Raw genomic sequence first — 25,436 nt, forward strand, 5'->3', positions numbered from 1 at the left:
AAAGTCAGCTCTGACTCCACTTCACAAAGGCTGGTAGAGCCACTCACAAGGCTCTACCAGCCTTTGCGGACAGTTGCTATAGCTGTTCGAAGCGCAGCGAGTTACAGATATAGTATGCGTTAGCTGGCTCAGGGCTGAACGACTTTTGTCACACTCTCATTTTTATCCCATTCCACATACAAAAAAGACCTTACAGAAGGTAAGGTCTTAATCGAGTCGGGAAAACAGGATTCGAACCTGCGACCCCTTGGTCCCAAACCAAGTGCTCTACCAAGCTGAGCTATTTCCCGGTATGCACCCAGCAGGATTCGAACCTGCAACCGCCTGATTCGTAGTCAGGTACTCTATCCAGTTGAGCCATGGGTGCGTATTAAAATATAATGCCGAGGACCGGAATCGAACCGGTACGGTGTGTAACCACCGCAGGATTTTAAGTCCTGTGCGTCTGCCAGTTCCGCCACCCCGGCCTATTAACAAGCAGATCCATAAAAAACAAATAAGCGGAATACGAGATTCGAACTCGCGACCCCCACCTTGGCAAGGTGATGTTCTACCACTGAACTAATTCCGCGTGATATACATGCCGGCTAAAGGACTTGAACCCTCGACCCTCTGATTACAAATCAGATGCTCTACCAACTGAGCTAAGCCGGCATCAAATTCATATTCGAATTTGTGATGATCCGTGGGAGGCTCGAACTCCCGACCCTCTGATTAAAAGTCAGATGCTCTACCGACTGAGCTAACGAATCAAAGTTATGGAGGATGAGGGGTTCGAACCCCCGACATCCTGCTTGTAAGGCAGACGCTCTCCCAGCTGAGCTAATCCTCCATGTCGGTAAGTTGTTTTCTAACAACTATTATATAATATCACGAGATTTGACTTTAGTCAATAGTTTTTTTGACATTTTTAAGCTCTCATCCCAAAGAACTGTTCTCTCGTGACGACTTGATAAGTATAGCACAGTTCTTTGGTTTTAGGCAAGAGCTTTTTTGATTTTTCTAAAATTTTTCCTTCAATTGCCCGAATTCAGTGAAGTAGTGGGGATAGGCCAAATAGGTACAGAGGATACTAGCCACTGCCCCGCAGGACAAGATCATGAAGTAAACCATAATCTGATACATAATTGCCTGGAGAGGCATGGAGCCAGCCATCATCATCCCGGTCATCATGCCAGGTAAGGTCACCAGGCCCAGGGTCCGCATCCCATCGATGGTCGGTTGGAGGGCCCCTTTGATGGTATCATGGATGATCGACCAGGAGGCCTGCTTGGTCGAGGCGCCGAGAGCCAGCTTCTCAAAGACTTCCTGACGCCGGGCATCGAAGAGAGTGTGCATATTGTTAAAGCATAGCCCAACAATCTTCATGCCGTTACCAGCCAGCATGCCGGTAATTGGAATCATCTGCTGGGGCACAAATTGCAGGGTGCCAGATAAGACCAAAATTAGCACCGATAGTCCAATCCCCGAAAAGATCGCAATTAGGGAAATCTTAAAGGCATTGCTTAGACCCTGGGCACGCTTCTTGGCGTTCCAGGCTGAATTAAAGATCATGATCCCCATTGCGACCAGGGTCACCCAGAAGCTATCGATCTGGAAGACATAGGTCAGGATGTAACCAACCACAACTAATTGGACAATCATACGCACAACTGCAACCAACATATCTTTATTGAGGCCCAGCTTCTCCTTATAAGAAATCGCCAGCGCTACCAAGACGAGAACGAAGGATAGGCCTAGAGAAGTGGGACTAATGACGAGTTCATGGGTCATGACTTACTTCCTCCTTCCTGCAAGTGACCATCCACTAAGTAAAGAGACCGGTCGGCCATGTCTTGGTCTTCTGGCCGGTGGGAAATCCAGACCAGGGCCATGCCCCAGCGATCTGCCTCAGCCAAAATAAGCTGCCAGACCGCCTGGGCAGAAGCTTCATCCAAAGAAGAGACAACCTCATCCAATAAGAGGATCTTGGGCGGGAAAACCAGGTGGCGGATCAAGGCCAGACGCTGACGCTCGCCCCCTGACAGGGTCTCCACCCCTTGGTCATCGGTCAGGTCAGCTAAGCCCAGAGCCGCTTTAAGCATCGCTAAACGGTCCTGGTCCAGGGCCTTCTGATGATGGGCCTCGGCGACGAAATCAAAGTTATCCTGGACGTTTTTACCAAAGAGAACGGGATTTTGGACACAATAAGAAACGTCTTGGCGGTAGCTTTGGTAGTCATAGCTTTGGGCTGCTTTACCCTGGTAAGTGACTTGGCCGCTATCTTGTCTAAGCAATTGGGCGATAATCTTCAGGATGGTCGATTTGCCACTGCCTGAGGGGCCGTTAATAGACAGAGACTCTCCCGCTTGGACTTGGAGATTAATCTTGTCTAGGATCTGCCGGCCATCCCTAGCATAAGAGATATCCGTCAATGTTAGCATAGCCATCAACCTTTCTGGGTATTTTCTCCATTATAACGAAAGATTCGGCCAAATAAAAATAATAAATCCGACGTGAATTTTGCCTTTTTTCGTTTATATATGAGTAAGGAGGTTATACATCATGTTAATGCTCAGTCAAATCTATTTATTCTTTGCTCTAGCCTGCCTAGCATCCTTTCTCATGCTCTGGGCCTACCGCACCATCCACTCCGGTGCCATTATTTGGGGACGGTCCCAGTGCGACCATTGCCAGGTCAGACTCCCTTATTGGGCCCTCTGCCCCATCCTAGGCTATCTGCTCTGCCGGGGCAGGTGCCAAGTTTGCCAAACCCCTGTCCCCCTCTACTACCCTCTAATTGAGGCCCTATTCGCTTGTACAGCCTTCTACCTGATCTCTCAAGAGGCTTACAGCGACCTGGTCATTCTCGCTATCTTAACCCTTATGACAGCCACAGACCTCACTGCCCTGGTCGTCCCTGACCGCTTCCAGGTCCTTCTCTTCTTCGCCTGCCTAGCACGCGAAGAGACCTGGCAATTAGAGCGCTGGCTCCAGGCCCTGGCCCTTTGCCTGGCCCTCTACGCCCTCAACCAAGTCATCAAAGAAGGCCTTGGCGGAGCGGATATCAAGCTCTTCACCAGCCTCTGCCTAGCATATGGCCTAGCCGCCAGTCTGGAAATCATCTTTCTCAGCTCAGGCCTAGCCCTGGCCTATTTCTTCCTCAGCCGCCAAGCCAAACACCATCCCCTCCCCTTCGTTCCCTTCATTAGCCTGGCTGTGATTATTCTTTTACTTTTCCCATAGAAAAAAGGCTGGAAGAAAAGTTCCAGCCTCTAAAATTTGATTAATTTTCAATTTTTTAAACGAAATGTTCTATGGGTGTCCCACATAGTTTTCAGGTTCAACAGGGTGCTCAACAATCACTTGTTCCCCATCTTCATTGGTCACATATTCTTCCGTTGTTGGCACTTCACCTAATTTCTTAGGTTCCATGTAACGGTAGCGGGCCATCCCTGTACCTGCTGGGATGATCTTACCGATAATAACATTCTCTTTCAGGCCGAGCAGGTTATCCCGCTTGCCGCGAATCGACGCATCGGTAAGGACCTTGGTGGTTTCCTGGAAGGAAGCAGCTGATAAGAAGCTGTTGGTTTCCAGAGCCGCCTTGGTAATCCCAAGAAGGACAGGTTGGGCAGTCGCTGGAATAGATCCCGTCTTAATAGCTTCCGCATTTTCCTTGCTGAAGTCTTCGAGATCCATCAACTTACCTGGTAAGAGGTCAGTTGCCCCTGGATCGAGGACACGTACTTTACGGAGCATTTGACGGAGCATCACTTCCACGTGCTTGTCGTTGATGTCTACCCCTTGCATCCGGTAAACTCGCTGAATTTCACTTAACATGTAAGTTTGAACAGTGAGTGCGTCCGTGATGTGGAGCAGCTCTTTCGGATCGATTGACCCTTCAGTCAAGCGGTCCCCACGTTTGATGGTGTCGCCTACTTCAACGAGCATACGGGCTGTATAAGGAACAACATATTCTCGTTCATCCGTAAGCCCTTTGACGTTAACGGTCTTTTCACGGGTTGCTTCGTTTTGGTTAATGTCGGTAACCACACCTGTGACTTCTGTAATCACAGCGCGCCCTTTCGGATGGCGTGCTTCCACAATTTCTTGTACACGAGGGAGACCTTGGGTGATATCGTCACCGGCAACCCCGCCCGTGTGGAAGGTCCGCATGGTCAACTGGGTACCAGGCTCCCCGATAGATTGGGCAGCGATGGTTCCGACCGCTTCACCGACTTCAACTTCACCATTCGTTGCCAAATCAGAGCCGTAGCAGTGCTTGCAGACACCGTATGGAGTGTTGCAGGTAAAGACGGAGCGGATGGTCACTTCTTCAACGCCAGCTTCTACAATCTTCTTAGCTACTTCTTCTGAAATCAATTGGTCATGGTGGGCAAGGACTTCGCCTGTTTCAGGATGGCGAACTTCTTTTTGAAGGTAGCGGCCTGTCAGACGTTCTTCCAAGCTTTCAATCATTTCATTACCTTCACGGATAGCTGAAACCCGCAAACCACGGTCAGTGTGGCAATTGCTTTCCTTGATGATCACATCTTGGGCCACGTCAACCAGACGACGGGTCAAGTAACCAGAGTCGGCTGTCTTCAGCGCTGTATCGGTCATCCCTTTACGAGCACCGTGCGTGGAGATAAACATCTCTTGAACCGATAAACCTTCCCGGAAGTTGGAGGTTACAGGCAATTCGATAATCTTACCGTTAGGACCAGCCATCAGACCCCGCATCCCGGCCAACTGAGTAAAGTTGGAGATGTTACCCCGGGCCCCAGAGTCCATCATGATGAAGAATGGGTTTTCTGCCGATAGAGAGTTCTTCAGGCGGTTTTCAATTTCATCTTTGACCTTGTTCCAAGTGCTAATGACTTGTTCATAGCGTTCATCATCAGTAATTAAACCGCGACGGTATTGCTTGGTGATGTTATCCACACGTTTGTGGCCTTCATCTACCAGTTCATTCTTCGTATCCAAGACGGTAATGTCTGAGATACCTACCGTGATCCCTGACTTGGTTGAGAATTCGAAACCGAGATCCTTCAAGCGGTCAAGCATCATTTGGGTTTCCGTTACCTTGAATTGCTTGAAAACGCGAGCGATGATGCTTTCTAAGTAACCCTTCTTGAATGGAGGGACTAATTCTGCACGTTTGATTTCTTCCTCAACATCCGCACCAGCTTCCAAGAAGTACTTGTCTGGCAAGCTGTCATTCAAGTTTTCTTGGGTTGGTTCGTTCAAGTAGTTGAAGCCATCTGGAATAATTTGGTTGAAGAAAAGTTTCCCGATCGTTGTCCGGATAAGCTTACCCTTTTGGTCTTCCGTCCAGTTCTTGCCTGGTAAGGAATCGGTATCAATGACCACCCGGGTGTGCAATTCCACATTGCCGCTCTTATAAGCTGTCATCGCTTCATCAACTGAAGAAACAGCTATCCCTTCACCGATAGCCCCAGCACTTTCCATAGTCAGGTAATAGTTCCCTAGAACCATATCCTGAGATGGGGTAACCACTGGCTGGCCATCTTTAGGGTTCAAGATGTGGGTAGCAGCTAACATCAAGATCCGTGCTTCCGCTTGGGCTTCTTCGCCGAGTGGTAGGTGGACCGCCATTTGGTCCCCATCAAAGTCGGCATTATAAGCTTCACAAGCTAGCGGGTGGAGACGGATGGCTTTCCCTTCAACGAGAACAGGTTCAAAGGCCTGGATCCCCAAACGGTGAAGGGTAGGTGCCCGGTTAAGGAGAACAGGGTGTTCCTTGATAATTTCTTCAAGAACATCCCAAACCTTATCGTCTTGGTGCTCAATCATCCGCTTGGCATGCTTCACGTTGGCGGCAATTTCACGGCCCACTAATTCACGCATTAAGAAAGGCTTGAAGAGTTCCAAGGCCATTTCCTTAGGCAGGCCACATTGGTACATCTTGAGCGATGGACCGATGGCGATAACAGAACGGCCAGAATAGTCGACACGCTTACCGAGCAAGTTTTGACGGAAGCGGCCTTGCTTCCCTTTTAACATATGAGATAGGGACTTCAATGGACGGTTCCCAGCCCCAGTAACAGGGCGGCCACGGCGGCCATTATCAACCAAGGCATCCACAGCTTCTTGGAGCATCCGCTTTTCATTTTGAACAATGATGTTTGGCGCATTTAAGTCTAACAAGCGTTTCAAACGATTATTCCGGTTGATCACCCGACGGTAAAGATCGTTCAAGTCAGATGTCGCAAAACGACCCCCATCGAGTTGAACCATTGGGCGGAGTTCTGGTGGAATAACTGGAATAACATCCATAACCATCCACTCTGGATTATTACCGGACTTACGGAAGGCTTCTAGGATATCCAAACGACGGATTGCCCGGGTTCGTTTTTGACCGCGTGCACTGGTTAGGACTTCCTTCAATTCCGCGCATTCCTTCTCCAAGTTAACTTGACCTAAGAGGGTCTTAATAGACTCTGCTCCCATGCCAGCTTGGAAACGGTTGCCGTATTCCATCTTGTATTCACGGAATTCTTTCTCTGATAAGAGTTGCTTGTATTCAAGAGGAGTATCCCCGGCATCTGTCACCACATAAGAAGCAAAGTAAATCACTTCTTCGAGAGCACGTGGGCTCATGTCTAATAAGAGACCCATCCGGCTAGGGATGCCTTTGAAATACCAAATGTGAGTAACGGGTGTTGCCAATTCAATATGGCCCATCCGTTCCCGACGAACTTTAGAACGGGTAACTTCTACCCCACAACGGTCACAAACGACACCCGCATAGCGGATCCGTTTGTACTTCCCACATGAACATTCCCAGTCCTTGGAGGGACCAAAGATACGTTCACAGAAAAGACCGTCTTTTTCAGGTTTTAGCGTCCGATAGTTGATTGTTTCTGGTTTCTTCACTTCACCGTAAGACCAGGAACGAATTTTATCAGGGGATGCTAAACCGATCTTCATACTTTCAAATTTATTAACATCGACCAAGGGGCCAACCTCCCTTTATAATTGCCTCTCGCCTGCTGGGTTGCTCGCCAGCAAGCCTACCTTGTCATTAAAAACGAGAATCACAGTTGGGTGTAGGAACTGCTCATACCCTTCCTAGTTGGGTTCAGGCTAGCAGAAATAGCTCCTCTTCACCAAAATCCGTCGAAGGCCTCTTGGCCTTCTCTGGCTTTTGGCTCCAGAGGTCTATTTCTACCGCTAGCCTTCTCACCCTTCCTAGTTGGGTTCGGTCTGGCAGCTTTCGTGTCACTTCACAAGTCTCCGCCGCAGTCTTGCAGACTGCTCTGGTGACTTGCTCCAGTGAACGAAAGCTAACCGCCAGCCCTCACACCCTTTAGTCGGGTTCGCAGAGGCAGAAGCTCCTCCACTTCACACGATCGAAACGTGCAAGCATGGCTTGCTCTTTTTCGTTCGTGCTCCAGTGTTAAGCTTCTAAACGCCTCTGCTCACACCCTTCTTTACTCTGCTTCTTTGGCTGTGATTTCTTTGTTGTCTGATTTATCTTCTTTGTCGTCAGTCTTGTCTTCGTTTGTTTCTGTGTTTTCTTTTTTGTCTTCTTTATGGTTGAAATTGTTGGTGTCTTCGTCCATGTCGCGTAGGTCGATTTCTTTGTCGTCGGCGTCGAGGACTTGGATGTCTAGGCCGAGTGACTGTAATTCTTTGACCAGTACGCGGAAGGATTCGGGAACCCCTGGACGTGGGATAGGTTCACCCTTGACGATGGCTTCGTAGGTTTGTACCCGGCCAGTGACGTCATCTGACTTGTAGGTCAAGATTTCTTGGAGGGTGTAGGCTGCCCCGTAGGCTTCCAGTGCCCAAACTTCCATTTCACCGAAACGTTGTCCCCCGAATTGTGCCTTACCGCCCAGTGGTTGTTGGGTAACTAAGGAGTATGGCCCAATTGACCGAGCGTGGAGTTTGTCGTCGACCATGTGGGAAAGTTTCAGGTAGTACATCACACCGACAGAAACCCGGTTATCGAATGGTTCACCGGTCCGCCCATCGTAAAGGACAGTCTTAGCGTCTGAGGCCATGCCGGCTTCTTCAACTGCTGACCAAATGTCTTCGTCCACTGCCCCATCAAATACTGGGGTAGCGATCTTAATGCCCATGTTGCGGGCAGCCATTCCGAGGTGGAGTTCCAATACCTGTCCGATATTCATCCGTGAAGGTACCCCAAGTGGGTTCAGCATGATGTCAACAGGGGTCCCATCTGGCATATATGGCATGTCTTCCATTGGGAGAACGAGGGAAACAACCCCTTTGTTCCCGTGACGCCCAGCCATCTTATCGCCGACTTGGATTTTACGTTTTTGGACGATATACACACGAACGAGCATGCTGACGCCTGGTTTGAGTTCATCCCCGTTTTCACGCAGGAAGATCTTCACGTCATTAACGATACCACCACCACCGTGAGGGACACGGAGTGAGGTGTCACGTACTTCACGCGCTTTTTCACCGAAGATGGCGTGGAGTAGGTGCTCTTCTGGAGAAAGTTCGGTTACTCCCTTAGGCGTTACCTTACCTACTAGGATATCTCCATCCTTAACTTCTGCACCGACATAAACAATGCCGCGGTCATCAAGATTCTTCAGGGCATCTTCCCCAACATTAGGGATTTCACGCGTGATTTCTTCTGGTCCGAGTTTGGTATCGCGGGCTTCAGATTCTAATTCATCGATATGGATAGAAGTATACACATCATCCTTAACCAAACGTTCAGAAAGGATAACCGCATCTTCGTAGTTGTAACCATCCCAAGTCATGAAGGCGATTAGTGGGTTTTGGCCCAATGCCAATTCCCCATTCTGCATGGATGGCCCATCAGCTAGGATGTCCCCAGCTTCAACTTCTTCACCAGTCCGAACCAGTGGTTTTTGGTTGTAGCAGGTGGACCCATTTGACCGATGGTACTTGATTAAGCCGTACTTATCGAGGGCGCCATTTTCACGACGGACACGAACTTCGCGGGCGTCAACAAATTCAACTGTCCCAGACTCTTTAGCAATAACAGCTGTCCCTGAGTCGTGGGCCGCCTTGTATTCCATACCCGTCCCGATAAGTGGGGAATTTGGTTGGAGAAGCGGCACCGCTTGACGCTGCATGTTAGCCCCCATTAAGGCACGGTTGGAGTCGTCGTTTTCCAAGAAGGGGATACATGCGGTTGCGACAGCGACTACCTGCTTAGGTGATACGTCCATGTAGTCCACTTGTTCAGGGCTTACTTCGATATTCTCTTCCACATAACGAGCCATTACCTTGTCTGAGGCAAAGGACCCATCTTCGTTTAATTCCGAGTTCCCTTGGGCAATAATGTAATTATCTTCTTCATCGGCGGTTAGGTAATCGATCTTGTCGGTTACTTTGTGGGTATCCCAGCTCACCCGACGGTAAGGGGTTTCGATAAAGCCGTACTCATTGATCTTGGCATAAGTTGCCAGCGAGTTGATCAGCCCGATATTCGGACCTTCAGGCGTTTCGATTGGACACATCCGACCATAGTGGGAATAGTGCACGTCCCGAACTTCATAGCCTGCCCGGTCACGAGTCAAACCACCTGGCCCCAAAGCAGAGAGACGACGCTTGTGGGTCAACTCAGATAGGGGGTTGTTTTGGTCCATGAACTGTGACAGCTGGGAGGACCCGAAGAATTCCTTAATTGCAGCGACCACGGGACGGATATTAACTAATTGTTGTGGGGTCACCGTATCGACATCCTGGGTAGACATCCGTTCCCGAACCACTCTCTCCATCCGTGAAAGACCAATCCGGAATTGGTTCTGTAAGAGTTCACCCACTGAGCGGATCCGGCGGTTACCCAAGTGGTCGATATCATCGGTCTTGCCCAAACCTTCATAAAGGTTCAAGAAGTAGCTGATTGAAGCCATGATATCAGCAACGGTTAAGGCCTTCACATCGTCAGCTGGATTAGCATTGCCAATCACATTGATCACGCGGTCTGGATCATTTGGCGCATAAACCTTCACCACTTGTAGGCGGACAGGCTCTGGCACAACAGCTTGGTCATTCGGATAGATCTCAACCGTATTCGCCCCTTGGTCTAGGGCCTTGCCTAGGCCTTCCATCAGGTCGCGGCTGAGTTCTGTATCCTTAGCGAGTAGAATTTCCCCGGTTTCAGGGTCCACGATATTTTCAGCAAGCACTTGGCCAGCTAAGCGGTGTTTCAAGTCCAGCTTCTTATTGATCTTGTAGCGACCAACTGGTGCCAAGTCATAGCGGTGTGGGTCAAAGAAGCGTGAAACCAGCAAGTTTCTTGAGGATTCTGCCGTCTTTGGTTCACCTGGACGCAGGCGTTCGTAAATATCCTTTAAGGCCTCTTCTGTCCGGGTATCGGATTCATTCTTGTGGAGGTCTTTTTCAATGGTATCTTCGAGGGTCTTGCTAGAGCCGAAGATTTCACGGATCTGATCATCTTGGGAGAAACCTAACGCGCGAACGAGGACAGATAGTTGAATCTTCCGCGTCCGGTCAATCCGTACGTAAGAAATGCCTTTAGCGTCTGTTTCCGTTTCTAACCAGGCCCCACGGTTAGGAATAACCGTTGTCCCGAAAGAGTGGCGGCCGTTCTTGTCTACCTTCTCATTGAAGTAAACCCCTGGTGAACGAACCAACTGCGAAACAATCACCCGCTCAGACCCGTTAACAATGAAGGTTCCGGCTTCGGTCATCAATGGGAAGTCCCCAAAGAAGACTTCTTGGTCCTTGATTTCACCTGATTCCTTGTTGATCAGACGTAGTTTTGCATACATTGGCGCCGCATAGTTGGCATCTTGAGCGCGTGATTCTGAGACATCATACTTAGGCTCTTGGAATTTGTAGTCCACGAATTCTAGGGCCAGCTTCCCTGCATGGTCTTCTATCGGTGAGATATCCTTGAACATGGATACAATCCCATCTTCTAAGAACCATTTATAAGAATCTGTTTGAATTTCAATTAAATCTGGTAGTTCGAGCACTTCGTTGATGCGCGAATAACTCCGGCGAACGCTGTGCTTCCCAAACTTGACATCATGTCCCGACATGTATTGCCACCTCTCTATAAAATAAGCCAGTAAAAGTTTTAAGATTTTATTAAGAATCATAAAAATTGGCCCGGTTTACCCGTTTTTTAGACAAAAAAATAACAAAAGAATCGACACTTTTTTTGCCTTATCTTTTGTTTTAGACCAAATATGCGGGAAATCGGACAATATTTCGACTCCTGCAGATTCCAATAACTATATCATACATATGATAGCAGATTTATCGTCCCAGGTCAAATCTTTTTCCAAAAAAGATTGACAAGTTTGCGAATCAGGCCTACACTAGCCCAATATATAGAAAGCGGGATGGTCATGTACGAAAGCATTACTTATCAAGAAAGCCTTAATACCCCTGATCGAGTCTTTATCGACGTTCGCTCAGAAGCTGAGTATGACAAGGATCACATTCCTGGCGCTATCTCCTTGCCTGTTCTCGACAATGAAACCCGGGCCCAGGTCGGCACCCTATATAAATCAGGCGAAATCCCCCAAGCCAAGCAAGTCGGTATTGAGGCCATGAGCCAAAAATTGCCCCAATACTTTGCCTTTTTGCAGTCCTGCCACCAGGATTTCGCCAAAACTATTCTCTATTGTTCACGCGGCGGCTTCCGGAGCTCTTCCTTAGCGGCCTTGTGCTATAGTCTTGGCCTTCATATTTATAAATTAGACGGTGGCTATAAATCTTACCGCCATGCAGTGATTGACCAACTCGATCAAATTCTCAATCTCGTCCAGCCCATTACCCTCTACGGCTACACCGGAACCGGGAAAACAGCCCTCCTTAACATCCTCCATCAGATGGGCTATCCTGTAGTCGACCTGGAAGCTTGCGCCCAGCACAAGGGCTCTCTCTTTGGCGACCTAAAGAACCGGTCGCACAGTCAAAAGGCCTTCGAAAGCCAGCTTCTCCTACAACTACAAGCCGCCCAAGCTTGCCAAGAAGCGCCCGGTGAATTTCCCGTCTTTATCGAGGGGGAATCGGCCCATATTGGACACTGTGTCCTGCCCAAAAAGCTCCAAGAAGGAATGAAAGCAGGCAAAAAAATCCTCATCGAAGCCCCCATGACCCGTCGGGTTGAGATCTTAAAAGCTGACTATCTCAAAGATCAAGTCCCCCCTCAAGCGATCCTAGACCGGCTCAACCGTCTACGCGGACGCTTGTCTGACCAACGAGTCGACGCCTATATCGCGGCCTTCAAGCAAGGGAAGATCGACCAGCTAATCGAAGCCCTCTGTCAGTCCTACTACGATCCCCGTTACCGTTACAAGGCCAAGAATATGTCCAAGCACTATTGCAATCGCGATACCGACCGATGTGCCCGAACCATCGCCCAGGACTTCTTCCCTAAGTCACGTCCCCAATAAAAAAACGTCCAGCCCTCACGGAGGCCCCTTCTTGGCACGGCCTCCATGAGATAAGCTGGACGTTTTTTATTCGCATGATACCGGAAGCTTATTCTTCCCGGTCGCGGATCAGGTTAAAACCTTGCTTGCGCAGGTCATCGATCAAGGCTTCACGCCGGGGCCGGCGATTTTCCATCTTGTCGCCCACTTGTTTAAAGAAACTGTCGACCCGTCGATTGGCATCGCGCAGGTCATAATAAGTCGTCATCTCTTGGTCGTAATCTTCCAAGAGGCTTTCCGCGTCCTCAGGCAAGTGGTAAGTATCCTCAAAGAAACGCAGAGTCTTAGGCATCCTAGGCTTCAATTGAGGGCTCTGGTTAGGTTCCCCGAAGGCCAGGCCTAGGACTGGAGCGGTTAGCGGTGACAGATCTAAAATATCAATCATTTGTCCCATATTATTCTGGATGCTACCGAGGAAAACAGCTCCCATGCCCAAGGATTCCACCGCATTATTCACATTTTGGGCCATCAATACCGCATCACTATAGCCTTGGAGGAAACGTTCCAACTGATGGGCAGCTAGGTTCTCACGGCCTTCCCGCTCCGCAATCTGTTGGTTGCGGTAGGTGTCCACGAGAAAGATCCAGAGTTCAGGAGCCCGGGCAATATATTCTTGCTTGCCCACTTCAGCGATGGCATGGCGCTTGTCCGGATCCTTCACCCGAATAATTGAAGCCATCTGCATCCCCTCACTCGTTGCTGTCCGCATAGCCACTTCCGCCAATTGGTCAACAATCTCTTCAGGCACCGCTTGATCCTTGAACTCGCGAATCGTCCGGTGGTCCAACTGCTTATCTAGCCATTCATTTGCTGCACACATTACCGTCACTCCTTACTTCTGACTCGAAAGAATCCAATATCCTTTCTTGCGTTCAATTTCTTCCACTTGACCAAAGACTTCTTCCATCTTCTTCCGGGCGCTAAGAGCTCCTTGCTTCTTCTGGATCACTACCAGCAAGAGCCCGCCAGGCAAGAGCTGGTCATAGGCCCCTTCTAGGAACTGATGGACCACTTGCTTGCCGGCTCGGATAGGGGGATTCGTGAAGATCGCCGCAAAGCGCTCGTCTGTAATCTGGTCATAAGCTGACGACCGGCTGATGGCAACATTGGAGACCCCATTCAGGGCCGTATTCTCCTGAGCTAAGTCCAGGGCCCGTTCACTCACATCCACCATACGAATGGTGCGTTCAGGGTATAGACGCCCGAGCACCGTTCCTACTGGGCCATAGCCACAACCTAGGTCGAGGAAGGGACCCTCTGGAAAGTCTAAATGAGCGGTAGTCTCTAATAGCAAGCGTGAACCAAAATCTAAGCGGTCTCGCGAAAAGACTCCACTATCCGTGGTAAAACGAAAGCTCTCCCCAAAAAGCTCCGTCTCATAGGTCTTGAGATCATGAGCCAAGTCACGATTGTCGTCAAAATATTGGTGTGCCATAAGCCAACTCCTTCACTTTTTTCAATTTTATCTTACTAATTATAAGTTTAAATAGCAAGAAAAAACTGTTCTGGCTGACTTCTCCGTCAGCAAAACTTGTCCATAAGAAAAGAGCCCAGTAAGCCGGGCTCTTTATGGTAAAAACTTTTGTAAAAGCTTAGACGACTAACAGATCGCAAACTTTTATTTTCTATTAATAGATGTCTGAAACTTTTCTCTCTTGGTCAATCACAATGTAAAGGTGGCCATTTTCTCCAACTTTAGAAGACATATATTTATTTTCCAAACCGTCTTCATCAACAGGTTCAAAGGGGAAATAAATTTCGCTCTCTTGACCGTCTGACCAAGATAAGGTTACCCATTCAATTCCTCGGTTACGAGTAATGGTTTCAAACATCCCAGTTTCAAGGCCACCTTGGTCAATGGAATCGGATTGGAAAGTATCAGCATCTGGTAAAATTTCCACTTTAAGACTTTCTGCTGGATTAATTTCAAGGATTTCGCCACCGTTGATCCGGCCTAAACTATTCGAAACACGTTTGATCCATAAGTCTCCGATGTGTTCAGCTGAAACTTCCCACTCGCCACCGTTACGGAAATGAAACTTAAATACTTCTGCCTTTCTCATATCTATACCACCTTTTCAATTTTTGTGAATTTTTTCACTACAATTAGTATATAGGAAAAACGATCAAAAATCGAGTATAAAGTCATATTTTATGAAAAAAGATTTTAGGAGCGCTTTCAATAATTGTTCGGAAAGTTTCTTTACACAAAAAGTGGCTAGAAACAAAGCTCCAGCCACTCTTAAAGAAGTCAAAGGAATTTTCTTAAAGGGTCGCCCCTTTTAATCTTTCAGGTCAATGACCATCCGGCCGCGAATTTGGCCTTTTTCCATTTCGTCGAAGATGTCGTTGATGTCTTCCATAGGGCGCATGTGAACTTGGGGAACAACCTTGCCTTCTGCGCCGAATTGGAAGGCTTCAGCCAGGTCTTCTCGAGTACCGACTAGGGAACCAACGACCCGGATACCATCCAAGACCAAACGAGGAATGGAGAGGTCCATGGTGTCGACAGGTAAACCAACTGCCACAACCGTTCCCCCAGCCCGGACCGCATTAACAGCTGAGTCGAAGGCTGCTTTGTTAACGGCTGTCACCACTGCGCCGTGAGCGCCACCGGTTTTTTCTTGGACGATCTTAGCCACGTCATCTGTCTCTGGGTTCAAGCAGATATCAGCTCCAAATTGCTTGGCAAAATCTAATTGGCCTGGGTTAATGTCAACCGCCGCGACCTTCATATTGAAGACATTCTTGGCGTATTGGAGGGCTAGGTTGCCGAGACCGCCCAAACCAAAGAGGACCAGCCATTGCCCCGCACGAACTTGGGATTCTTTGAGGGCCTTATAGGTTGTCACCCCAGCACAGGTAATCGAAGAGGCCTCCGCTGAACCTAAGCCTTCTGGTACTTTAACCGCATAGTCAGCTGTGACGATACATTCTTGGGCCATGCCCCCATCAGCCGTATAGCCAGCATTCTTCACCTGGCGGCAAAGGGTTTCTCGACCGGAGATGCAGTATTCACAGTGCCCGCAGCCTTCGAAGAACCAAGCCACACTCGCCCGGTCGCCTACCTTTAAGGAAGTGACTCCTGGGCCAACTTCCTTCACGACGCCAATTCCTTCATGGCCTAGGACGACACCCGAAACATCGCCGAAATCAGCATTCTTCACATGTAAGTCGGTATGGCAAACCCCGCAACACTCCATATCGAGCAGGGCTTCCCCATATTCTAGAGGTCTGAGCTCTTTATCAACAACTTTAGCTTTATGGTCTTCGGTTGCAACAATTGCTTTCATACTTTCTTCCTCCTTTAATTGCTTAAGACAATTATAAGCAAATCTTGTGAATGAGTGAACACTCTCTATTCAATTGATGAATGAAACTTTATTCCGATGACCACATTTGCATAGTCCCTAATTTTTTCGCATTTAATTCGGCATACCTAAAAATAACTTCTTGCATCGCTTAAAGATAAGCGTATGATATATATGAATGCAAAATCATTTAGTATAGAAAGTGGTGTTCGCTTTGTCAAAAGAAAGTCCCAACCATCATTTATTCGAGCATGCCAATGGCCCTTCCCTAGAAGAGATCAACGGCAGTATCAGCGTCCCCCAAGGCAAGGGCTTCTGGCGCACCCTACTCGCCTATTCCGGCCCCGGTGCCTTAGTCGCTGTGGGTTATATGGATCCGGGCAACTGGTCCACTTCCATTACCGGTGGGCAAAACTTCGGCTACTTGCTCATGTCAGTTATCCTCATGTCCAGCCTGATCGCCATGCTCCTCCAGTACATGGCAGCCAAGCTCGGCATCGTCACCCAAATGGACCTGGCCCAAGCCATCCGCGCCCGAACCTCCCGCCCTTTAGGCTTCATTCTCTGGATCATCACGGAACTTGCGATTATGGCAACCGATGTGGCAGAAGTCATCGGGGCAGCCATTGCCCTCTACCTCCTCTTCCATATCCCCATGTTCCTAGCTGTCCTGATCACAGTCTTCGACGTCCTCCTGCTCTTACTCCTCAGCAAGGTCGGCTTCCGTAAGATCGAAGCCTTGGTCGTCTGCTTAATCTTTGTGATCTTATTTATCTTCGTCTACCAAGTCGCCCTCTCTAAACCTGACTGGGCGGCGCTCTTGGAAGGCTTCATCCCAACTGGTAAAAGTTTCGCCAGAGAACCTGAAATTGGCGGCCAGACGCCCTTAACCGGCGCCCTTGGAATCATCGGGGCTACCGTGATGCCCCATAACCTCTACCTCCACTCTGCTGTCTCCCAAACCCGGCAGATTGACCACCAAAAGCCCCAAGCCATCCAATCGGCGATCCGTTTCACTACTTGGGACTCCAATATCCAATTAACCCTGGCTTTCTTTGTTAATGCCTTACTCCTCATCATGGGGGTTGCAGTCTTTAAGACTGGCACGGTCACTGACCCCTCCTTCTTCGGCCTTTACCAGGCCCTCTCCCAACCGGACGTTATGGCAACGGGACCCCTGGCGGCTGTTGCGCGGACGGGCCTCCTCTCTACCCTCTTTGCCCTGGCCCTCTTAGCCTCTGGACAGAATTCAACCATCACTGGGACTCTCACTGGCCAAGTTATCATGGAAGGCTTTATCCATATGCGGATGCCAATCTGGGCCCGTCGTTTAACCACCCGCTTGCTCTCTGTGATTCCGGTCATTATCTGTGTCTGGGTGACCCAGGGCCAGTCCACGGTTGAAGAGCACACTGCCTTGAATAATCTCATGAATAATTCCCAAGTCTTTTTAGCCTTCGCCCTCCCCTTCTCCATCGTCCCCTTGCTCATGATGACTAACAATAAGCTGGAGATGAAGGGACGCTTTAAAAACTCCCTAATTATCAGCGGGCTAGGCTGGCTGTCCGTTGTGAGCTTGACCTATCTCAACTTAATCGGCCTGCCCCAACAATTCGAAGCCTTCTTAGGTGACCAAGCCAGCGCCACAGCCATCTCCTGGTCCCACCAAGTCGCTTACCTCGTCATTGTCCTTGTTCTCGCCTTGCTTGCCTGGACTATCATCGGCATCCACCAAGGAGAAAAACGCCTCCAAGCCAAACACCAAAGTTTATTGCCTGCTAGTCATGAAAGGATGACCAACCATGAATAAGATGACCTTTGACCGTATCCTCGTCGCAGTGGACGGGTCCAAGGAAGCCCAAAAAGCCTTCCACTATGCTATCAACCTGGCCCGGGACAAAGGCTGTCCCCTCAGTATCGCTTCAGTCTTCGAAGCCGGTCAACTCAATGTTTATGAAGCCCTCGACCCCAAGGAACTCCAGGGCAAACGTCAAGCCTTTTTGGACCAGGTTGCTGGCTACCGGGCCCAGGCAGAAGCAGCAGGCCTCCCAGAGATCCAGTGCTTAGTTGCTGAGGGCGGCGACCCCGCTAAGGTTATTATCAAAGACCTCCTCCCAACCAGCCAAGCCGACCTGCTCATCATCGGCAGCCATGGCGATGCCCAACTCAGCGATTACTTTGGCAGCCATGCGACTTATTTGGTCAAGCACGCCCCTATCCCTGTCCTGGTCTACCGCTAGGCCGGGCCTGGAATAGCCTAGTCCATCTCTTTTTAACCGACGAACGTTTTCAAAAACCTGTTCCAAAAGTCAGCCCTGACATCCACTTCACGAACTATGTCCAATCGTTTGCAAACGATTGGACATAGTTCGCTCCAGTGGTTCAGGCCTGAACGACTTTTGTCACACTCTCTTCTTTTCCGATCAAGGGTGATTTTTTCACTTTTCCCCTTGACTTTGGTCAAATGACCCGTTATTATATTAACAAATCCTAATAAAGATTAAAATTCTATGAGAGTAGTACTTCTTTTTAACGGACAGGGAGTCGTTATTGATTGAGAACGCGGCATTAAAAGAAGGAATGGACTCATTAAAGGAACTTACAACGCCTCGGCTATTAGTAAGTTACGGAAGCTTGAACCGTTAGCTCCAAGCACGTATGTTAGTACGTGAGCAAAGTGGGTATTTTTGCGTAGGCAAATACCAATTTGGGTGGTACCGCAGGAAACTGATTCTTCAGACTCTTGTCCCTTGTAAGGGACAGGAGTCTTTTTATTTAGTCTGATTTAATTTATTTATACTTTTTAAAAATAGGAGGAAACAACCATGACAACAGCAACAAAAGTGAAAACAGCCATTAAAGAAGTCGTCGCCGGCAATAACCTCGATTATCAATTATCCGAAGATATCATGAAAGCCATCATGGGTGGTGAGGTAAGTGATGTGGAAATCGCAACTTTACTGACCGCGCTCCGGCTCAAGGGCGAATCGATCGATGAAATTTCTGCCTTCGCTGATGTCATGCGGGCTTTCGCAACCCAAGTCGAACACCCGACAGATTCCCTAGACATTGTGGGCACTGGGGGGGACGGCGCCAATACCTTCAATATCTCAACCACCTCATCCTTCGTCATTGCCGCAGCAGGCATTTCTGTGACCAAGCACGGCAATCGCAGCGCCTCCAGTAAGTCAGGGAGCGCCGACTGTATGGAACAATTAGGCATCCAGCTGGACCTTTCCGCTGACGAAGCTGAGGAGGTCCTAGAAAAGACAGGCATGACCTTCCTCTTTAGCCAGAAATACCACCCTGCCATGCGCTATGTGGCAGGTCCTCGCCGGCAAATGGGGATCCGCACCGTCTTCAACATCCTCGGCCCACTGGCTAATCCGGCCAACTGCAACTATCAAATGCTGGGCGTCTACGACTCCGCTCTGATCGAACCCTTGATCCAAGTCCTGAAGAAACTCGGCCTTAAACGGGCCATGGTCTTCTCCGGTGACGACGGCTTGGATGAAATCACCCTCACCACCACCAGTCACGTCGCCACCCTGCGCGATGGCGAGATCAACTACTTCGTCTTCGACCCCAAGGACTACGGTTTTGACTATTGTCGGCTAGAAGACTTGGTCGGTGGCGAACCCGCCGAGAATGCGCAAATTACCCGCGAAATCCTCCAAGGCACGCGCCAAGATGCCAAGTCCGATACCGTCCTTCTCAATGCCGGACTGGCCATCGCCCTCGTTAAAGACGGCTATAGCCTAGGGGACGGTATTGAAGAAGCCCGCCTGCTCATCCAATCTGGAGCTGCTGCTAAGAAATTAGAAGAAGTTATCCAAGCCAGCCAAACCGTTTAAGGAGGTTCCTATGATACTCGATGACATTGTCCAAAAGCGCAAAATCCGCTACCAGGAGCGAATGGCCCAAAAGCCCCTAGCTGAATTAGAAGCCGCCTGCCAAGCTATCGACCTCAGCCAAGAAGCGCCCTTTCCCTTCTATAATAGCCTCAGCCAAAAGGCCCGCTTTCACTTTATCTGTGAATGCAAGAAGGCTAGCCCTTCAAAAGGCCTGATCCAGGCAGACTACCAGCCTGCTGACATTGCCCAGACCTACCAAGCGGCTGGGGCCTCAGCCATCTCCATCTTAACCGAACCCGACTTCTTCCAAGGATCCGACCAAGATTTCCAAGCTGTCCGCCAAGCCACTAGCTTGCCCCTCTTACGCAAGGACTTTATCTTCACGGCCTACCAAATCTATGAGGCTAAATTACTAGGCGCCAATGCCATCCTCCTAATCGTCTCTATCCTGAATGACGAGGACCTGGCCCACTTCCAAAAAATGGCCCATGACTTAAACCTAGACGCCCTGGTCGAATGCCACGACCTAGAAGAAATCGAGCGGGCCAAGGCCATCGGGGCACGGATCATCGGGGTCAATAACCGCGACTTAAAAACCTTCACCGTAGACCTGGACAATACCCAGCGCCTCCGCCAGCACGTCCCTGAAGATATTGTTTTTGTTGCTGAGAGCGGCGTTTCCCAGCGTGACCAAGTTGCCCACCTAGAAGCCGGCAAGGTGAACGCCCTACTTATTGGCGAAACCTTGATGCGGGCTGACAACAAGGGCCAGGTCCTCTCCCAACTGCGAGGTGATTTCCATGACTAAACTCAAATTCTGCGGCCTCAAAACTTTAGACGATGTCGCCATCTGCAATGAGCTCAAGCCGGACTATGTTGGCTTCATCCTAGCCGAAAGCAAGCGTCGGATTGACCAAGCGACCGCCCAAGAGCTCCGCCAAGCCCTGGACCCAGATATTCCCTGTGTCGGCGTCTTCGTCAATGAAGACCAAGAGACCATCCAAGCTTATGTCGACGCCGGCATTGTCCAAGTTATCCAGCTCCACGGCGACGAAGACCGGGCCTATATTGACAAGCTGCGCCAGCTATGCCAGGCGCCCATTATCAAAGCTCTGGCCATTAAGAATAAGGATTCCTTCCAAGTCGACCTAGCTTGCGATGCCTACCTCTATGATGCCTATAACAAGCATGTCCGTGGCGGCAGCGGCCAGGCCTTTAACTGGGACCTGATCAGTGCCCGCCCAGACAAGCACCGGGCCAAAGCCTTCTTCCTCGCGGGTGGGCTCAATGCTAGCAATCTAGCAGAAGCCATCCGAACGACCCAGCCTGAGGTCGTCGATATCTCCTCAGGCATTGAAGGTGCAGACGGTCACAAGGACTACGACAAGGCCAAAGCGATTTGTCAGATTGTCCGCTCTATCTCATAAGACTCAGCCATGAATGAAAGGAATTATACGATGACAAAAGAGAGTTATTTTGGTAAACACGGGGGCTATTTTGTCCCAGAAACCCTCATGAACGCCTGCCTAGAGCTTGAAGAAGCCTTCGACCACTTCATCCACGACCAGGACTTCCTCGACAACTACCAGCGCCTGCTCAAAGAATATGCCGGCCGCCCTTCCCTCCTCTACTATGCCGACCGCTTGACTAAAGACCTAGGCGGGGCCAAGGTTTACTTGAAACGCGAAGACCTCAACCATACCGGCGCCCACAAGATCAACAACGCCCTCGGTCAAGCCCTGCTCGCTAAAGCCATGGGGAAGACCCGCTTAATCGCTGAAACAGGGGCCGGCCAGCACGGGGTGGCCACCGCAACAGCCGCTGCCCTGCTTGACATGGAATGCGTGGTCTATATGGGTAAAGAAGATACCGAGCGCCAGGCCCTCAACGTATACCGGATGGAACTTCTGGGCAGTAAGGTCATTGCCGTTGAAAGCGGGACCCAGACCCTGAAGGATGCCGTTAACGAGGCGCTCAAGGACTGGAGCGCCAACTTCGAAAATTCCCACTATTGTATTGGGTCGACTATGGGCCCCCACCCCTTCCCAACCATCGTCCGCGAGTTCCAACGCGTGATCAGCCGGGAAGCCCGCCAACAATTCCTCGACCAAACCGGTAAGTTACCCGACATGGTCTTCGCCTGTGTCGGCGGTGGGTCCAATGCCATCGGTTCCTTCTATGAATTTCTTAATGACGAAGAGGTCCAACTCTACGGCGTTGAAGCAGCTGGTAAAGGCATCCACACCGAACGAACTGCAGCGACGATCGCCACCGGCAAGGAAGGTATCTTCCATGGCATGAAGTCCTACTTCTGCCAGGATGAAGACGGGCAAATTGCCCCCGTCTATTCCATTTCTGCCGGCCTCGACTACCCAGGCATTGGCCCTGAACATGCCCACTTCCACGATACCGGGCGGGTGAACTATGTCCCTGCTACTGATGACGAAGCAGTTGCTGCCTTCGAATACCTCTCCCGGCTCGAAGGGATTATCCCTGCCATCGAGAGCGCTCATGCGATCGCCTACGCCCTCAAAGTTATCCCCACACTCAACAAAGACCAGAGTGTAATGATCACCCTATCCGGCCGCGGTGACAAAGACGTGGCCGCCATCGCCCGCTATAAAGGAGTAGAAATCTATGACGACTAAGCCAAGTACCCAACGCATCCAAGCCGCCTTTGAAACCAAGGCTTTCATCCCCTTCATCACCTGTGGCGACCCTGATCTGGCCACTACCGAAGCCGTAGTTGACAGCCTCATCGCTGCTGGCGCTAAAATCGTAGAATTAGGGATCCCTTTCTCCGACCCCGTCGCTGAAGGCGAGACCATCCAAGCCGCAGACGAACGCGCCCTGTCTAAGGAAGTCAAACTCGACCAAATTTTCGACCTCGTCCGCCGCATCCGCCAAAAGCATGACACCCCCTTGGTCTTCATGACCTATGCCAACCCCATCTTCGCTTACGGCACCGACCGCTTCATGGAAAAAGCAGCTGACGCGGGCATCGATGGCGTCATCATCCCCGACGCCCCCTATGAAGAAAAAGGGCTTTTCCAGGCTGCCTGTGATCAGCACGGCATCACCCTGATCTCCATGGTTGCCCCTTCCAGTAAGGAACGGATCCAAACCATCGCTGGCGAAGCAGAAGGCTTCCTCTACCTCGTCTCTAGCCTAGGAGTAACTGGTGTCCGCCAAAACATCCAAACCGATATCCCAAGCATTGTTCAGAGTATCCGCCAGGCTACAAATATCCCGGTGGCAGTTGGCTTCGGCATTGCCAGTCCTGACCAGGCTCGGGAAATGTCTCAGGCATCAGACGGCGCCATCATCGGCTCTGCCATTGTCAAACTCATCGCCAAGCACGGCACAGACAGCGCCCCAGTCGTCGAAGCCTATGCCAAAGAAATCGTCCAAGCCATTCAAGGCTAAATCAAAATAACACAAAAACACTGCCAGAAGCTGCCGCTGACCCTCTAGAAGGTTCCTAAGCAGCAGGAGCAGTGTTTTTTGCTTTTGACTTGTCGTACAAGATTTATGAAGTGCTAGCTATACACACTTGGAGGCTTCAATTGTGGGCTAACTTTTGCCAACACACACTCGGCGGGCTCAAGTGTGGGCTCCCCTTTGCCAACACACACTCGGCGGGCTCAAGTGTGGGCTCCCCTTTGCCAACACACACTCGAAGCTTCTATTTGTGTATTAGACATCTTGCTCGCATCCTTTAAGAAAGAGAGTGTGACAAAAGTTGATCAGGCCTGAATCACTGGAGGCCGTTTTTGAAAAATGTTCGTAATTAAAAAAGAGGCTGGAACTTTTGTCCCAGCCTCCTTCATGATCCGAAGTAGATTATTTAAGTTCTGCTGAACCGCCAGCTTCTTCGATAGCTGCTTTAAGAGCTTCTGCTTCTTCTTTAGGAAGACCTTCTTTAATAACAGCTGGAGCGCCGTCAACTAATTCTTTAGCTTCTTTCAAGCCAAGACCAGTTGCTTCACGAACTGCTTTGATTACTTTGATCTTAGCAGCGCCTGCGTCTGTTAATTCAACGTCGAAGTCAGTTTTTTCTTCAGCAGCGCCTGCGTCAGCACCAGCACCGGCAGCAGCTACAGGAGCAGCAGCAGAAACGCCGAATTCTTCTTCAATAGCAGATACTAAGTCTGCTAATTCTAAGATTGATGATTCTTTTAAATCAGCAATGATTTGTTCAATGTTTAAAGCCATTTTTTATTCCTCCATTTTTTAGATGATTTGTTTGGATCTAGGCAGCCAAATAATTAAGCTGCGCCTTCTTCTTCTGCTTTTTGGTCTTGTACAGCTTTGACTGCATATGCCACGTTGCGGACAGGTGCTTGCAATACAGATAAGAGCATTGAAAGTAAACCTTCGCGACCTGGTAGGGAAGCAATCTTGCTGATTTCTTCTTTAGTTAAGGTTTTGCCTTCGATGACGCCGCCTTTTAATTCTAAAGCTTCTGCTTCTTTAGAGAAGTTCTTCAAGATACGTGCAGGTGCAACTGCATCTTCTTCACCAAATGCTACGGCAGTAGGGCCTTGGAAGACTTCTTCGTGGTATTCAACACCTAAAGTGTCTAAGGCACGACGCATCATCGTATTTTTGATAACTTTGAATGATACATTTTCTGCACGTAATTGGCTACGCAATTCAGTTGCTTCTTGAACAGTTAAACCTAAGTAGTCAACAACGATGATTGATTTTGCGTTTTTAATGCGGTCAACCAATACGTTAACTTCTTCTTGTTTCTTAGCAATTGCTTGTTCGCTCAATTATTTCACCTCCATAAGATTAATCAGAGTTTCTATTGCCAAGCAATAAAAAAACTCCATGTCACTGAAGACACAGAGAACTATCTAACACCTGATGCGGTGAATCTCGATCTCCCTCGGTTAGAAATTAAGGCTTTTGCCACTAACTGTCTTCGGTAAGTATTGAATTATTTTCAACTATTGCATGATAGCATGTCTAAGTTAAAAATGCAAGGGATATTTCGAGATTTTTTGACTAAATCTAGAAGAGATTGTAAAGAGGCAGCAGGAGGATGGGCATAAAAATTGCTGGGATCTGATTGGTTACCCGGATGTCGGTAATTTCCAGCATATTCAAACCCAGGCCAACCAGGATAATGGAGCCGGCCCCAGACATCTCTGCCACCACATCTGGTGTCAGGTAAGGGGCAATCCAAGCAGCTAGGGTCACCAGGCCACCTTCGTAGATCAAGACGGAGAGCGCCGCAAAAGCAGCCCCAATCCCGTAAGTTGAGCCGAAGATAAGCGAACTCACCGCAACAATTACTGACTTGGTATAGAGCAAGCTGTGGTCGCCGTTCAGACCAGATTGGAGGGCCCCAAGAACCGTCATAGCGCCCACGCAGATTACCAGGCTGGCGGTTACGAAACCTTCCGCAAAGAGTGAAGCCTCTTCCCCACTAGCTACCTTGTTTTGGATCGCCTTACTTCCCCGGTCTAAGGCACCTTCAATATTAATAAACTCACCAATTATGGTTCCTAATAAGAGACTCATTAATAAAACAATTAAATTCTTAGAATCACTGGCCCCGGAAATGCCCAGATAGAGCACGACAACCCCGATCATTTGCATGCAAGCCTTCCGCACCCGCTCGGGCAGGCGCTCACCAATAAAGTGGCCAACTACGGCAAAAATGACGAGCACCAGGGCTTCAACAATTACACCTTTATACATAATAACCTCCAAGTATTCAATAGATCTATTTTACGCTGTTTCCAGACGAAGGTAAACCCGAAGCCATTATTCTCATTATATTCTTAACTTTAATCAGGGTGTGAGGGAGCGCGGGTAGAAGTGGACCT

Annotated in this window: 20 protein-coding genes, 7 tRNA genes and 1 other annotated feature; of the genes, 9 read left to right on the plus strand and 18 right to left on the minus strand. The window is 49.4% G+C overall.

What is annotated here, in order from left to right; genetic code table 11:
• Positions 1 to 216: 216 nt before the first annotated feature.
• From HMPREF2626_RS08550 to HMPREF2626_RS08590, 9 genes are all read right to left on the minus strand, one after another.
• A tRNA-Pro gene (locus HMPREF2626_RS08550) sits at positions 217 to 290 on the minus strand.
• Between the two features lie 3 nt (positions 291 to 293).
• Positions 294 to 367 (minus strand) — tRNA-Arg (locus HMPREF2626_RS08555).
• Positions 368 to 381: 14 nt separating this feature from the next.
• Positions 382 to 467, minus strand: a tRNA-Leu gene (locus HMPREF2626_RS08560).
• A 32-nt stretch (positions 468 to 499) separates the two neighbouring features.
• Positions 500 to 571 (minus strand) — tRNA-Gly (locus tag HMPREF2626_RS08565).
• Positions 572 to 581: 10 nt separating this feature from the next.
• A tRNA-Thr gene (locus HMPREF2626_RS08570) sits at positions 582 to 654 on the minus strand.
• 25 nt (positions 655 to 679) lie between these two features.
• Positions 680 to 752 (minus strand) — tRNA-Lys (locus tag HMPREF2626_RS08575).
• Between the two features lie 7 nt (positions 753 to 759).
• Positions 760 to 832: transfer RNA gene (locus HMPREF2626_RS08580), tRNA-Val, on the minus strand.
• Between the two features lie 170 nt (positions 833 to 1,002).
• Positions 1,003 to 1,773, minus strand: a complete 771-nt coding sequence (fetB, locus tag HMPREF2626_RS08585; RefSeq protein WP_070620134.1) for an ABC transporter permease — start codon at positions 1,771 to 1,773, stop codon at positions 1,003 to 1,005.
• Positions 1,770 to 2,423 carry an ABC transporter ATP-binding protein gene (locus HMPREF2626_RS08590; RefSeq protein WP_168162728.1) on the minus strand — a complete coding sequence of 218 codons (654 nt, stop codon included), beginning with the start codon at positions 2,421 to 2,423 and terminating at the stop codon, positions 1,770 to 1,772. The genes fetB and HMPREF2626_RS08590 overlap by 4 nt, the downstream gene beginning before the upstream one ends.
• A gap of 121 nt (positions 2,424 to 2,544) precedes the next feature.
• Between HMPREF2626_RS08590 and HMPREF2626_RS08595 the strand changes: the two genes are divergently transcribed.
• On the plus strand, positions 2,545 to 3,225 hold the full coding sequence (locus tag HMPREF2626_RS08595) for a prepilin peptidase (RefSeq protein ID WP_070620139.1): 681 nt from the start codon (positions 2,545 to 2,547) through the stop codon (positions 3,223 to 3,225).
• A 69-nt stretch (positions 3,226 to 3,294) separates the two neighbouring features.
• Here HMPREF2626_RS08595 and rpoC read toward each other — a convergent pair whose 3' ends face one another.
• Complete coding sequence (gene rpoC, locus HMPREF2626_RS08600; RefSeq protein ID WP_070620142.1) at positions 3,295 to 6,963, minus strand: DNA-directed RNA polymerase subunit beta'; 3,669 nt, start codon at positions 6,961 to 6,963, stop codon at positions 3,295 to 3,297.
• A gap of 476 nt (positions 6,964 to 7,439) precedes the next feature.
• Complete coding sequence (gene rpoB, locus HMPREF2626_RS08605; RefSeq protein ID WP_070620145.1) at positions 7,440 to 11,027, minus strand: DNA-directed RNA polymerase subunit beta; 3,588 nt, start codon at positions 11,025 to 11,027, stop codon at positions 7,440 to 7,442.
• Between the two features lie 312 nt (positions 11,028 to 11,339).
• Here rpoB and mnmH point away from each other — a divergent pair, with 312 nt between their 5' ends.
• Complete coding sequence (gene mnmH / locus HMPREF2626_RS08610; RefSeq protein WP_070620148.1) at positions 11,340 to 12,392, plus strand: tRNA 2-selenouridine(34) synthase MnmH; 1,053 nt, start codon at positions 11,340 to 11,342, stop codon at positions 12,390 to 12,392.
• 88 nt (positions 12,393 to 12,480) lie between these two features.
• Here mnmH and HMPREF2626_RS08615 read toward each other — a convergent pair whose 3' ends face one another.
• The 4 genes from HMPREF2626_RS08615 to adhP form a co-directional block, all read right to left on the minus strand.
• Complete coding sequence (locus HMPREF2626_RS08615) at positions 12,481 to 13,251, minus strand: nitroreductase family protein (protein WP_070620151.1); 771 nt, start codon at positions 13,249 to 13,251, stop codon at positions 12,481 to 12,483.
• A gap of 12 nt (positions 13,252 to 13,263) precedes the next feature.
• Positions 13,264 to 13,866: a class I SAM-dependent methyltransferase gene (locus tag HMPREF2626_RS08620; RefSeq protein ID WP_070620161.1), complete on the minus strand. Its 603-nt coding sequence runs from the start codon at positions 13,864 to 13,866 to the stop codon at positions 13,264 to 13,266.
• 193 nt (positions 13,867 to 14,059) lie between these two features.
• The gene (locus tag HMPREF2626_RS08625) at positions 14,060 to 14,494 is read right to left on the minus strand and encodes a hypothetical protein (RefSeq protein ID WP_070620163.1); all 435 of its coding nucleotides are present in this window, start codon (positions 14,492 to 14,494) and stop codon (positions 14,060 to 14,062) included.
• A 219-nt stretch (positions 14,495 to 14,713) separates the two neighbouring features.
• Complete coding sequence (adhP, locus tag HMPREF2626_RS08630; protein ID WP_070620166.1) at positions 14,714 to 15,724, minus strand: alcohol dehydrogenase AdhP; 1,011 nt, start codon at positions 15,722 to 15,724, stop codon at positions 14,714 to 14,716.
• Between the two features lie 232 nt (positions 15,725 to 15,956).
• Here adhP and HMPREF2626_RS08635 point away from each other — a divergent pair, with 232 nt between their 5' ends.
• The 7 genes from HMPREF2626_RS08635 to trpA all read left to right on the plus strand — a co-directional run bounded on the left by HMPREF2626_RS08635 (position 15,957) and on the right by trpA (position 23,022).
• Positions 15,957 to 17,552, plus strand: coding sequence for an Nramp family divalent metal transporter (locus HMPREF2626_RS08635; protein ID WP_141744619.1), 1,596 nt, complete (start codon positions 15,957 to 15,959; stop codon positions 17,550 to 17,552).
• Complete coding sequence (locus HMPREF2626_RS08640) at positions 17,545 to 17,982, plus strand: universal stress protein (RefSeq protein ID WP_070620172.1); 438 nt, start codon at positions 17,545 to 17,547, stop codon at positions 17,980 to 17,982. Before HMPREF2626_RS08635 ends, HMPREF2626_RS08640 begins: the two co-directional genes overlap by 8 nt.
• Before the next feature lie 585 nt (positions 17,983 to 18,567).
• A complete protein-coding gene (gene trpD / locus HMPREF2626_RS08645) occupies positions 18,568 to 19,596 on the plus strand; it encodes an anthranilate phosphoribosyltransferase (RefSeq protein ID WP_070620175.1) in 1,029 nt (342 codons plus the stop codon).
• A gap of 10 nt (positions 19,597 to 19,606) precedes the next feature.
• On the plus strand, positions 19,607 to 20,404 hold the full coding sequence (gene trpC, locus HMPREF2626_RS08650; protein ID WP_070620178.1) for an indole-3-glycerol phosphate synthase TrpC: 798 nt from the start codon (positions 19,607 to 19,609) through the stop codon (positions 20,402 to 20,404).
• Positions 20,397 to 21,023, plus strand: coding sequence for a phosphoribosylanthranilate isomerase (locus tag HMPREF2626_RS08655; RefSeq protein ID WP_070620181.1), 627 nt, complete (start codon positions 20,397 to 20,399; stop codon positions 21,021 to 21,023). Before trpC ends, HMPREF2626_RS08655 begins: the two co-directional genes overlap by 8 nt.
• A 30-nt stretch (positions 21,024 to 21,053) precedes the next feature.
• Positions 21,054 to 22,244 (plus strand): tryptophan synthase subunit beta, encoded by a 1,191-nt coding sequence (trpB, locus tag HMPREF2626_RS08660; protein WP_070620184.1) that lies wholly within the window; start codon positions 21,054 to 21,056, stop codon positions 22,242 to 22,244.
• Positions 22,234 to 23,022 (plus strand): tryptophan synthase subunit alpha, encoded by a 789-nt coding sequence (trpA, locus tag HMPREF2626_RS08665; protein ID WP_070620187.1) that lies wholly within the window; start codon positions 22,234 to 22,236, stop codon positions 23,020 to 23,022. The genes trpB and trpA overlap by 11 nt, the downstream gene beginning before the upstream one ends.
• 417 nt (positions 23,023 to 23,439) lie before the next feature.
• Here trpA and rplL read toward each other — a convergent pair whose 3' ends face one another.
• From rplL to HMPREF2626_RS08680, 3 genes are all read right to left on the minus strand, one after another.
• The gene (gene rplL / locus HMPREF2626_RS08670) at positions 23,440 to 23,811 is read right to left on the minus strand and encodes a 50S ribosomal protein L7/L12 (protein WP_067974059.1); all 372 of its coding nucleotides are present in this window, start codon (positions 23,809 to 23,811) and stop codon (positions 23,440 to 23,442) included.
• A gap of 53 nt (positions 23,812 to 23,864) precedes the next feature.
• Positions 23,865 to 24,374, minus strand: coding sequence for a 50S ribosomal protein L10 (gene rplJ, locus HMPREF2626_RS08675; RefSeq protein ID WP_067974057.1), 510 nt, complete (start codon positions 24,372 to 24,374; stop codon positions 23,865 to 23,867).
• A 38-nt stretch (positions 24,375 to 24,412) separates the two neighbouring features.
• Positions 24,413 to 24,548: a sequence feature (ribosomal protein L10 leader region), on the minus strand.
• 67 nt (positions 24,549 to 24,615) lie between these two features.
• Positions 24,616 to 25,308, minus strand: a complete 693-nt coding sequence (locus HMPREF2626_RS08680) for a DUF554 domain-containing protein (RefSeq protein ID WP_070620190.1) — start codon at positions 25,306 to 25,308, stop codon at positions 24,616 to 24,618.
• Between the last annotated feature and the right edge of the window lie 128 nt (positions 25,309 to 25,436).

Origin of the sequence: Aerococcus sp. HMSC062A02 (assembly GCF_001809535.1) — a bacterium.
Taxonomy (GTDB): Bacteria; Bacillota; Bacilli; order Lactobacillales; family Aerococcaceae; genus Aerococcus.

Bases quoted from the DNA above. Each gene is read 5' to 3' on its own strand.
- fetB (WP_070620134.1), bottom strand. From the start codon at position 1,773: ATGACCCATGAACTCGTCATTAGTCCCACTTCTCTAGGCCTATCCTTC.
- HMPREF2626_RS08590 (WP_168162728.1), bottom strand. From the start codon at position 2,423: ATGCTAACATTGACGGATATCTCTTATGCTAGGGATGGCCGGCAGATC.
- HMPREF2626_RS08595 (WP_070620139.1), top strand. From the start codon at position 2,545: ATGTTAATGCTCAGTCAAATCTATTTATTCTTTGCTCTAGCCTGCCTA.
- rpoB (WP_070620145.1), bottom strand. From the start codon at position 11,027: ATGTCGGGACATGATGTCAAGTTTGGGAAGCACAGCGTTCGCCGGAGT.
- mnmH (WP_070620148.1), top strand. From the start codon at position 11,340: ATGTACGAAAGCATTACTTATCAAGAAAGCCTTAATACCCCTGATCGA.
- HMPREF2626_RS08615 (WP_070620151.1), bottom strand. From the start codon at position 13,251: ATGTGTGCAGCAAATGAATGGCTAGATAAGCAGTTGGACCACCGGACG.
- HMPREF2626_RS08620 (WP_070620161.1), bottom strand. From the start codon at position 13,866: ATGGCACACCAATATTTTGACGACAATCGTGACTTGGCTCATGATCTC.
- HMPREF2626_RS08625 (WP_070620163.1), bottom strand. From the start codon at position 14,494: ATGAGAAAGGCAGAAGTATTTAAGTTTCATTTCCGTAACGGTGGCGAG.
- adhP (WP_070620166.1), bottom strand. From the start codon at position 15,724: ATGAAAGCAATTGTTGCAACCGAAGACCATAAAGCTAAAGTTGTTGAT.
- HMPREF2626_RS08640 (WP_070620172.1), top strand. From the start codon at position 17,545: ATGAATAAGATGACCTTTGACCGTATCCTCGTCGCAGTGGACGGGTCC.
- trpD (WP_070620175.1), top strand. From the start codon at position 18,568: ATGACAACAGCAACAAAAGTGAAAACAGCCATTAAAGAAGTCGTCGCC.
- trpC (WP_070620178.1), top strand. From the start codon at position 19,607: ATGATACTCGATGACATTGTCCAAAAGCGCAAAATCCGCTACCAGGAG.
- HMPREF2626_RS08655 (WP_070620181.1), top strand. From the start codon at position 20,397: ATGACTAAACTCAAATTCTGCGGCCTCAAAACTTTAGACGATGTCGCC.
- trpB (WP_070620184.1), top strand. From the start codon at position 21,054: ATGACAAAAGAGAGTTATTTTGGTAAACACGGGGGCTATTTTGTCCCA.
- trpA (WP_070620187.1), top strand. From the start codon at position 22,234: ATGACGACTAAGCCAAGTACCCAACGCATCCAAGCCGCCTTTGAAACC.
- rplL (WP_067974059.1), bottom strand. From the start codon at position 23,811: ATGGCTTTAAACATTGAACAAATCATTGCTGATTTAAAAGAATCATCA.
- HMPREF2626_RS08680 (WP_070620190.1), bottom strand. From the start codon at position 25,308: ATGTATAAAGGTGTAATTGTTGAAGCCCTGGTGCTCGTCATTTTTGCC.